Raw genomic sequence first — 10,437 nt, 5'->3', positions numbered from 1 at the left:
TGAAAATCTGGGATATCAAGACAGGGACCGAACTATTAACCCTCATCGGTCATACTAAGGAGGTAACAGCAGTGGATTTCGCATCCGACGGCAAAACTGCGATTTCCGCTTCGCTTGATAAAACCCTGAAAATCTGGGATATCAAGACAGGGACCGAACTATTAACCCTCATCGGTCATACTAAGGAGGTAACAGCAGTGGATCTCGCATCCGACGGCAAAACTGCGATTTCCGCTTCGCTTGATAACACCCTGAAAATCTGGGATATCAAGACAGGGACCGAACTATTAACCCTCACCGGTCATACTAAGGAGGTAACAGCAGTAGGGATCGCACGCGACGGCAAAACTGCGATTTCCGCTTCAGACGATCGCACCCTGAAAATCTGGGATTTGCTAAGCGGCAAGGAAATTGCTAATTTTAGCGGGGATGGTCACTTCACGGGCTGTACAATTTTGCCTGACGGGGTGAGTGTTGTAGCGGGCGATCGATCGGGCCGGGTGCATTTCCTGCGATTGGAGGGAGTTAGCGGCGATCGATAATCGGATTTTTGGGTCGATTCGGGCGATCTAATTTTTTGTGTACCGTCCTGGACGCACTCCCACCAAAGAAACCGGGTTTTTACCGAATCTACGAGATCTAACGAAGTATAGTTGTCAAAAACCCGGTTTCTCGGCCTCCATTGTAAGTCCTAGTGTAGCGAGTTTCTGGGCGATCGAATTTGAGAGAAATGTGCGATCGGGTTTTTGGGTTGATTGGGGCGATCGGATTTTTTGGTTTATGGGTTGATTGGGCGATCAAATTTGAGAGAAATGTGCGATCGACTTTTATTATTCAGAGATAGTATTCGGATCGATCGGCACAATTCCTTCGCTGGCGTAGCGAGTAAAATCCTTAACATTTAGCGTCAAAATATGTGCTCCACCATTTGCTTTCATAATAGCCACAAGACGAGCATCATGTACCTGAACTCCCGAAACTCTGTAGCTAAGCTGCCGCGCATTTAAATTGAATGTTCGAGGCGGGCGGGACGCCCACCCCACAAGAGTTTGATTGTTTTTTGACATACAATTTAAATGCAGAACAGCTTAACAACTAACCTACGCCACTCGGAGTATGTTAAATGCGTATCGGGAAACAACGGAAAAAGACGCTCTATCCGCTGTAACAGGCAATCGGCATCAGCAGGAGTCAACCCAAAGCCATTTTTATCGATCGGGCGAGTAACCACATTCCAAAATTCAACGCAGTTTTGTGATGCTACTTGCAGTTTATATCCATCCTGTCGCAATTTTTTTACGGCAGTTCGGATTACAGGATATAAAGGATGAGAGCGATCGGCAAACCGCAGTAAAATATTCGTATCTACAAGGCATAACATTGCTAAGGGTGCTCCTCGTAGATGCCTTCACGACTTATGGCAAAATCTGATAGCATAGGGACATTTACTCCCATGTTTTTAATGGAATCATCAGCCAATTCATCTAAAATTATTTCAAACTCGCTATCGCTAATTTCTGCCTCAGAATCACTTACTCTTGATAACAGACCGGGCCCTGACTTCCAAGTTAGAAAATCAACAAAATTAAGAACAACTTCTAGCTGCGGTTTACCTAAATAACGCAGCTTACTTACAATGCTTTCAATTACAGCTTCCATATATTTATAATTGAGCTTTAATTGTGATTAATTTCAGGAAATTATAGCAAAAATATCAAATTTTGTCAAATTTACCCAACTGCGAGAGAAGGGGAAGGGATCTCGGCTTTTAGGGAAAGGGGCGATCGAATCTTCAACCCGTCGGGTGGGCTTTGAGGAAGGCCCAAAAAGTTAAATTTAAATGCAGAACACCCGATCAATCAACCCTTGACTCATCCAATCCCAGCGGCACAAAATATTGACTGTAAACCACACTATCCGATGCCCAAAGCGGCCGCCAATAAACATTTTGCATTACCGCCTTCTCCCCATCACCCTCAGCAGGCCACTGAAAACTGACGATCGCAATATTGCTATATCCCACAATCTCATCACCCTCTTGCAGCCAGCGATTGCGCCACAACAGCGATATAAAATTCCACAACCTACGCAGCACTGACAATCGTTTATCTGTATGCGATCTATTTGACGCAGTTCCCTTCTCTAGCTGCAAAAACATCCGAGCTTTTTGTCGTTTTATCCAGTCAACCCGATAGCCCCAATCAGGCAGAGATTGTCTATTTCTGACAGCAGCCGCCAAAGCTTTCTTTCTGCCACCCCTCGAAATCTTAATTAATTCCAGCGGCTCATTCCATCCCAAACATTCGTGCGCTCGCTCAGGAAGCAGCGACTTAATCTTAGTATGAATTAAATGCGTTTTCCACTCCTCATTGATAAAAGCACTAGCAGTCAACTGCGCCAACACAGAAGATTGACAATTTGATTTATAGTTCGCCCCCTTCAAAAGCTCAATATTCGATCGAGAATCGCCAAAATGACAATCAGACCAATAACTCAGTCGCACAGCAGCAGCATAGTGAATATCCCCCGTCAACAGAATCACCCGATCGCGCTGTTTAAACAATTCCGACAACAGCTTCACAAAAGCCAACTCATGAAAATTCCAAGCATCCCCCGCATCACTATTAAAAACCTTCCCCTGTTCCACATCCCACTTTTGCACCACATCAATAATCCACAAACCCACCAAATTTGTCGGCACAACCACCAGCGTCGCCTCAATCTCAAACTCCCCAGTTTTATTCAGCAAATCAGTCTCCTTCAAAGGTTTCTGAATTTGCTCCTCAAAACCTTTGTGAGTCAAAAGCATCGGCGGATCGATCGCGCTTTTCACCGGATACCCCCGCCAACTCCGCGTATCCAGCACAATCACCTCGTGCTTAAAACTTCTCACAGTAAAATGCCAATTCAAAACCTCACTTACACCCTCGCCATCCCGATCCAAAATAAAAACATCTTCATCTAATTTCAACTTAGGCAAATGAGTTTTCGGATCGAGCCCTGGAATTCCCAAATACGAAGCCGCCTCCTCCCAAGCAGAAACATCAGTCCCCCCCGAATTCGACCATTTTTCAGCAGTTGTTAATAATTTATCTCCCGGTTTTTCGCGATCGAACTGTGCGGGCGTATTTCCCCAAGCCTGAAACACAGCGTAAGCCAGCAAAGCATTCTGCACCACGCGGCGGCCCAGCGGCTTCCCCAGCACCCGGTAACACCATTCTCGATTCAAATACAAATCGTCACTAACATCATGGTCATCGCAAATCATATAAGTAGGAATATTCGCTAGCGCCCTCCTCACCCTCCACAAGTTGCGAGCAAAACCGTCAAGTTCAACAACTTCTTTATCCCAGACTTTTGCCTGCTTAGAATTTGGGCAAATATCCTTACCCTTCGGAAAACGCTCGCACCAAAGTACCGGCGACCAAACTAACAAATACATCGCATAATATTCGCCCAAGCTAAACAAGTGACTTTTAGCATTGTTGGGTTTATTCACCAACATCGCCGTAAAGCCGCCAAAATCTCTGGCAATATCGCTGCGAGTCCCCGGCTGTAACTCAATTGGTTTTTTGGACTCATACTTAGCATCAGAGGGTTTCTGAATAGGTGACTCTCTAAAAATTTCCCTCTCTTGGCCAACTGTATTTTCGTTTTCCGCATTTTTAGGTATACTGATACACAAATTCTTTTTAATTTGGGCATCATCCATCAGGGGTAAACTCTCTTCCCAGCCTAACAGGGTATCGCCAGCATCAGTCAAAGCCCACAGCATCGCATCGGCAACGTCGTCGCCGTAAATTTGGTCACCCGTTAAAAACAGTTGGTGGGGCCTGCTATTTGCCGTACTTGCAAACTGTTCGATCGAATTATCCAAGATTGGCAGGGCATCTCTGCCGTCTCCGTGGGGCTTGCGACAAGAACCGTGAACGATACGCAAATAGTTTAAATCGTTCGGCGGCAGGGCAAAAGTGGGCAACTGGTGAGCGAAATAACTGATCGTCTCCCGTCCCAAAGCCGACCAATCAGGGGACGCCGGCCACAGGCAAGAAATGAGATTTTCTTTCTCATTTTCTGGGACTGCAACCCCCGACGGCGACTCGCGACTCCCAGCAAATTCGATGTCATAAGCATAAATTTGCCCGGATGTCAAGACGTTGCCGTCGATCGGTTTAGCCGTCACCGCCACTACGTGCAGGTATTTGCCGAGCTGCACGGTAGAGTTCGCACCTTGGAGTAACGGCAGCCCGACAATTTCGCCGGTTCCGCCCTCTGTCGAATAAACCTTGAGTTCGACTTGGCGGGGTGCTTTCAGAGCCAGCCAAACAGTCACGGCCCGACTTTCAGTCCGGCGCAAAATCGGACCCGCAAGGATGAGCGGCAAATGATGAATTCGATGACTTAATGGCGTCCACGACATAGGATTTAAAAAATAAAAATTCAATCAGGGGTTTTCTAGCAATGAAATTTCAGGCGATCGAGCATCTGTAATCCGCTTAATTAATGCTAAGTCTGCCAACCCCAGTCTGCAAAATTGTAACAATTCATTAAGTAAAATTAATAATCAACCATGCTACAAGAAGAAAAATTACAGCAGTTCCTAGATTCAGCCCCGCAGCCGCCAGCAATTAAAACATCAGAACCCGCCGGGCGGCCCAACAGTCCGCCGCTCTACTCTTCACCTTTAGATCGGGCGATCGACCGCCACCCCCTCACCGTGGCTCCAGAAACCCCGATCGCCCAAGTGTTGGCTTTGATGAACCCGATGCGTGTCTCCTGTCGGCTTTATGGCGAAAAACCACACGCTCTTCCGAGTCCGACCAAGCGCAGTTGCGTGTTAGTCGTGGAAGATAATCGGCCCATAGGCATTTTTACAGAACGAGATATCGTCAAACTAACTACCGTAGCAGCTTGTGCGGTAGGACTGACAATTGCTGACGTAATGACTCGATCGCCCATTACCCTCAAACAATCCGAGTCTCAAGATATTTTCACAGCTATATTCACGTTGCGCCAGCATCAGATTCGGCATTTGCCCGTAGTGGACGAAGACTCGCGACTTCTCGGCATCATCACCCGCGAAGCCATTCACGAAGCCCTGCAACCGGTTAACTTGCTAACCAATTTGCGCTGTGCAGCAGATGTCATGACTAAAGATGTCATTTCAGCCCCAAAAACTGCTTCAGCCCTCGATTTAGCCGAACTAATGGTCAAGTATCGAGTTAGTTGCGTCGTCATTGTCGAAGAGCAAACTCAGCATCCACAGCGGGCGATCGCACCAATAGAAAATTACCAAATTCCGATCGGCATTGTCACCGAGCGGGATATTGTGCAGTTTCACGCGCTCGAATTAAACCTCTCGGAAATCCCGGCAGCAAGGGTCATGAGTGCGCCTTTATTTTGCATATCTCCCGCCGATTCCCTCTGGAGTGCCCATCAGTCGATGCAGCGGCACTGTCTCCGCCGTTTGGTAGTAGTTGGCAGTCACGGAGAACTTTTGGGCGTTGTCTCTGTGACAAGTTTGCCGCAAGTTTTTAACCAATCAGAAATGTACGGGACGATCGAGCTTTTGCAGCAAGCAGTTGACGATCGAGCCTCTCAATTGCAGGAAGCCAACGAACTTTTGCAGCAAGAAATTTTAGAGCGGCAGCGGGCCCAAGAAGCCCTGCGCCAAGCTCATGACGATTTAAAAAAACAAGTTGAAGAACGCACCGCTCAACTTTTAGAATCAAATGAATTGTTGAGACGGGATATTATCAAGCGCCAGCGAGTCGAAGAAGCGCTGCGGCGAAAGCAAGCTTGCTTGAAAAATCAAGCGCAGCAATTAGAGCAAACTGTACGAAAGTTGCAGCAAACTCAAACTCAATTAGTGCAAACCGAAAAAATGTCTTCTTTGGGACAAATGATTGCCGGTATCGCTCACGAAATTAACAATCCTGTTAATTTTATCTACGGCAATCTTTCCCACGCCAGCCACTACATCAAAGAATTGTTCCAACTGTTGGAACTTTACCAGCAGCACTATTCCGAACCAGTCTCGGAAATTCGGGAAGCAGCAGCACAGATGGAAGTCGATTTTTTGGTAGAAGACTTATCTAAGATCATGTCTTCTATGCAAGTAGGAACAGAGCGCATCCGCCAAATAGTTGTGTCGATGCGCAATTTTTCGCGATCGGATCAATCTAACATCAAGCTCGTTGACATTCACGAGGGACTCGACAGCACTTTGTTAATTTTGCAGCATCGGCTCAAAGCTCACGGCGCACATCCAGCTATTGACATTATTAAAGAATACGGTAATTTGCCCCTAATCGAGTGCTGTGGCGGTCAGATCAATCAGGTGTTCATGAATATTATCGGCAATGCTATTGATGCTTTGGATGAAGAAATTCAGAAAGGGGAATGGGCGAGGAGAGATGGGAAAAATTTACCCCCGTCAAATCCTAGTTCTCCAGTGACTTCTCCCACGATTACAATTCGCACTGAAGTTGTTGGCGGCGATTTTGTGGCGATCCGCATTTCCGACAACGGGCGGGGCATACCGGAGGAGATTCGCCGCCAATTATTTGACCCGTTTTTTACTACCAAACCAGTAGGCAAGGGCACTGGGTTGGGACTGTCGATTTCTTACCATTTAGTTGTGGAACAGCACGGGGGGCGGCTCGATTGCGTTTCAGAAGCTGGACGGGGCACTGAGTTTGCGATCGAGATTCCGATCGTCAGTTGTCATTAGTCATCGGATTGAAGAATTGAAGAATTGAAGAAATGGAAATGACTGATGAAACTCGTGGTTTGGATCGCGGGCATACAGTTGCATTCTTTTTTTAAACTGGTATCAGTAGGTGCGATTCGTTTACCCGAAACCCGAAAGGGAGGATGGCTAGCAAAGATGGGGTAAACCCAATCAAGGGTTGGATCTCGCACTTTAATCCCATAAATGATAACTTACTATTCATGCAGGTGAGGAAACCTAGCCGAGCAACTAGCTAGGGTTTGCTGAATAAAGATAACAAATCGATCGCTCCGGCTTCCCCAAGAAGTTAAAAACCCTAGTAATAGCGGTTAAGTAAAATCAAACCCTATATACAGGGTACGAGCGTCGGCAAACGCTTGAATATCCGAACGAACTGGTAGGGTGACTGGGTGGTCAAATGCCAGAATTCTTGGTAAGATAGCTCAAAACTCGTGCATCTCCAAGGGCGATCGTGTACCGAAAAGCTGAACAAGTTAAGGGCCCAGCAGCAGAATTTGAACTCCCCTTCGGGGCAAGGTTGGCAACAGATAACCGTTGGGTGCTGATGGCCCAACTAATCCCGGGCGTCAGAATTTGAAGCCGAATATGCTCAAAACTTCACCACAGAAATGGGTCCACCACCTAAATCATTTCGGCTCGCCTTAGGGGTCTTAATTATTAAGAAAAAATTGGGAACTAGCTCCGCGTGAAACCGTAGAAGAAATCAGGAAACACCCTTACCTGCAATACTTTATAAGTCAATCATCTACAGCAATGAAGCGCCATTCGATCCATCCTTATTAGTACACTTCCGACAAAGAATCAGCGCTGAAATCGTCAACAAAATCAACGCGGAAGTGGTGAGGAGATTGCGGTTAGGAACCAGCTCAGATGAGGAAAAAAAATCCCGATCGAGAAAGCGACGCGCCTAAAAATCAAGGAAAATTAATCCGCTTATGCCACTTGCGCTCCAGCCGATATTAGTTATCCAACGGACTTCTCACTCTTAAATAAAGCAAGAGAACACACGGAAAAAATCATAGACATCCTCTATAAAACGCTGAACGTTCTAGTTCTGAACAAACCGAGAACCTATCGCAAGATCGCCAGAAAAGACTACTTAGAAGTTGCCAAACAAAGACGACCTTCCCGGAAACAGAAAAGGAAAGCTCTGAAAAAACAACTCCAGTATGTCAAAAGAAATCTCTCTCACATTTCACGGTTAATCGAGTTAGGAGCCTCCCTGGAAAGTCTCAGTAAAAAACAATATAAGACCTTGCTAGTAGTGTCCGAAGTCTACGGCAACAATTGTGGTTGTGGCACAATCACCAACAAAGTATTGCCGACAGGATTGTAAGTTTAAGCCAACCTCAGATTCGTCCCATAGTCGCGAGGAAAAGCAGGAAATCAGTAGAGTTTCGAGCTAAGCTTTCAGCGAGTTGCTTTGAGGGATAGGTGATTTTACATCGAATCAGTTGGGATAATTTTAACGAATCGGGAGACTTCAAAGCTCAAATAGACGCTTATCACAAATTTACTGGTTATTACCCAGAATCCGTCCATGTCGATAAAATTTATCGGACAAAAGATAACCGAGCATGGTGCAAAGAAAGAGGCATTAGAATTAGTGGACAGGCTTTAGACAGACCTCCACTCCAGGTGAGCAAAGAAAAAAAGAGACAAGCCAAAGAAGATGAGAAAATTCGCAATGCAATTGAGGGAAAATTTGGACAAGGCAAAAGAAAGTTTAGTCTCGATCGAGTAATGACAAAACTTGCTAATACTTCACAGGCTGCGATTGCTATTACTTTTTTAGTCATGAATCTTTCTACCTGGTTAAGACGGGTTTTTTGTGCCATTTTTTATCAAAAAATTAAAATAATACCTGTTAACCAAGTGATGAGTATCAAAAGCTATCAATTGCTAAATTATATACAAATTAAACTTATATTAGAGGAAGCTTAATATAGAGGAGCGATCTCGATCGAACTTTTCCTTTACTTATTCAGCAAGCCCTAAGTATATGGAAATAAACATAGCCTGAGGGAGGCCGGGTTTTGCATTAATAATAAACTGGCTGCTAGTATAGATCATTGCCTTACCCGCCCCTAGGATATTTTATTTTTTGTCGCGTCTGCCTACTTGTTAACTAATAACTTTTGAGGAAAGCCGCTTCTTCTCAATATATTGTTGGTGGTAATCCTCTGCCATATAAAATTCACCAGCAGGTTTGATTTCGGTGGCAATGTCTTTGTCGTATTTACCGGAAATTTGCAATTTTTGTTTGGAGGCGCGAGCCGCTTTTTCTTGTTCGGAATTGTGATAAAAAATCACAGACCTGTACTGTTCGCCTCTGTCGGGGCCTTGGCGATTGATTTGGGTAGGATCGTGACAGTTCCAGAATACATCTAGCAGTGCTTCGTAACTCACTTGCGATCGATCGTACTCTAGCAGCACAGATTCAGCGTGACCGGTGACTCTGGCGCAAACATCCAGGTAGCAGGGATTGGGCCAATGACCTCCTGTGTAGCCCGCAGCAGTCGAGACAACACCCGCAACGGCGCGAAACTTGTGTTCAACTCCCCAAAAACAACCGGCGGCAAATGTGGCTTTTTCCATTGTGTTACTCATCGTATTGCGCTCAAACTTGGGAATAAATTATGCTTGACATATTCCCATCAGTGTGCATTCCCAAACCAATCGCGGCTGTACGTAGTTTAGCAAATATTGCCGCGCTTTTTCCAAGGGTTCTAAGGGCGATCGACTAATTCCCCCTGCCAAAAATTGCTGCCAGTAACAGTGCTGTAAATAATCAATTAACCACAACTGAGATTCAGTATCTAAAGTTTTATCAATTTCCTTGGCTAATTCCAAAGCAGACCGCAGATTTTGAGGCAACTGCTTCACCTTTTGCAGCAAATCATCGGGTATTGATTGCAGTTGCTGCCAAATAGAAATTGCCTCGCCAGGACTTCCCTGAGCCATCCCCATTACCTCGGGATGGGATAAAATCTCCGCGAATCCCGCTTGCTGCAAAACTTGTGCCATTGCTTCGGAATTCAGCCGAGAAAACTGGATTTTTTGACAGCGGGAAATCAAAGTGGGCAACAAAGCTTCCACTGTCGGAGCAATTAAAACGAGCGCTGCTTTTCCCGGTTCTTCCAATGTCTTTAACAAGCCGTTAGCGGCTCCCTCGCCCATTGTTTCTGCTTGTTCCAAAACTACGAATGAACGCGCCGCTTCAAGCGGCGGTCGGCTGAGAAATTCACCGATTTCTCGAACTTGTTCTAAGCGAATTTGTGGCGGTGCTTTACGCTTTAAACCGGCTTCCTCTGCTTCCTTTGGCGACAGCCGTTTGCCTTGGTTCATGTAAGTTGGTTCTACCCAGAGCAAGTCTGGATGATTTCGCTGCCGCACGCGATTTTGCACGGAGGCTATTAGTCTGGTTTCGGGAAGATTGGCTGAGAATAAAAGCTCAATGAAACACTGAGCTGCTAAACTTTTGCCGATGCCGTTAGAGCCGATAAATAAATAACCAGGAGCAATTCGGTTTCGCTCGACTGCTTGAGTTAGCAATTCTACTGCTCGCTCTTGTCCGATTAATGATGTAAAATAATCCATGTTTGCGGAAGAAGGAAGAAGGAAGAAGGAAGAAGGAAGAAGGAAGAAGGAAGAAGGAAGAAGGAAGAAGGAAGAAGGAAGAA

The 10,437-nt window shown here is 45.7% G+C and carries 7 protein-coding genes and 2 pseudogenes; 3 read left to right on the top strand and 6 right to left on the bottom strand.

Annotation, left to right across the window (positions count from 1 at the left end; all coding sequences use genetic code 11):
• Positions 1-542: pseudogene (locus QUA20_RS30800) on the top strand (WD40 repeat domain-containing protein); the annotation flags it as partial.
• A 288-nt stretch (positions 543-830) separates the two neighbouring features.
• Here the strand turns inward: QUA20_RS30800 and QUA20_RS30795 are convergent.
• The 4 genes from QUA20_RS30795 to QUA20_RS30780 form a co-directional block, all read right to left on the bottom strand.
• Positions 831-1,067 carry a hypothetical protein gene (locus tag QUA20_RS30795; RefSeq protein WP_333194091.1) on the bottom strand — a complete coding sequence of 79 codons (237 nt, stop codon included), beginning with the start codon at positions 1,065-1,067 and terminating at the stop codon, positions 831-833.
• A 5-nt stretch (positions 1,068-1,072) separates the two neighbouring features.
• Complete coding sequence (locus tag QUA20_RS30790; protein ID WP_333194089.1) at positions 1,073-1,381, bottom strand: hypothetical protein; 309 nt, start codon at positions 1,379-1,381, stop codon at positions 1,073-1,075.
• 2 nt (positions 1,382-1,383) lie between these two features.
• The gene (locus tag QUA20_RS30785; RefSeq protein WP_333194087.1) at positions 1,384-1,659 is read right to left on the bottom strand and encodes a hypothetical protein; all 276 of its coding nucleotides are present in this window, start codon (positions 1,657-1,659) and stop codon (positions 1,384-1,386) included.
• Between the two features lie 196 nt (positions 1,660-1,855).
• Entirely contained in the window at positions 1,856-4,420 is a 2,565-nt protein-coding gene (locus tag QUA20_RS30780) for a PhoD-like phosphatase (protein WP_333194085.1), read from the bottom strand.
• 150 nt (positions 4,421-4,570) lie between these two features.
• On the opposite strand from QUA20_RS30780, the gene QUA20_RS30775 reads away from it, so the two are divergent.
• Complete coding sequence (locus tag QUA20_RS30775; protein ID WP_333194084.1) at positions 4,571-6,733, top strand: CBS domain-containing protein; 2,163 nt, start codon at positions 4,571-4,573, stop codon at positions 6,731-6,733.
• Between the two features lie 472 nt (positions 6,734-7,205).
• A pseudogene (locus QUA20_RS30770) lies at positions 7,206-8,698 on the top strand (IS5 family transposase).
• Between the two features lie 180 nt (positions 8,699-8,878).
• Here the strand turns inward: QUA20_RS30770 and msrA are convergent.
• Together msrA and QUA20_RS30760 are read right to left on the bottom strand one after the other, a co-directional pair.
• On the bottom strand, positions 8,879-9,352 hold the full coding sequence (msrA, locus tag QUA20_RS30765) for a peptide-methionine (S)-S-oxide reductase MsrA (protein WP_333194083.1): 474 nt from the start codon (positions 9,350-9,352) through the stop codon (positions 8,879-8,881).
• A gap of 39 nt (positions 9,353-9,391) precedes the next feature.
• Entirely contained in the window at positions 9,392-10,354 is a 963-nt protein-coding gene (locus QUA20_RS30760; protein ID WP_333194081.1) for a DNA polymerase III subunit delta', read from the bottom strand.
• Positions 10,355-10,437: the final 83 nt, after the last annotated feature.

The sequence above is a fragment of the Microcoleus sp. Pol7_A1 genome (assembly GCF_036701085.1).
Taxonomy (GTDB): Bacteria; Cyanobacteriota; Cyanobacteriia; order Cyanobacteriales; family Microcoleaceae; genus Microcoleus; species Microcoleus asticus.
The sequence above is the reverse complement of the archived record's forward strand: the minus strand, read 5'-3'. Positions and strand labels throughout refer to the sequence as shown.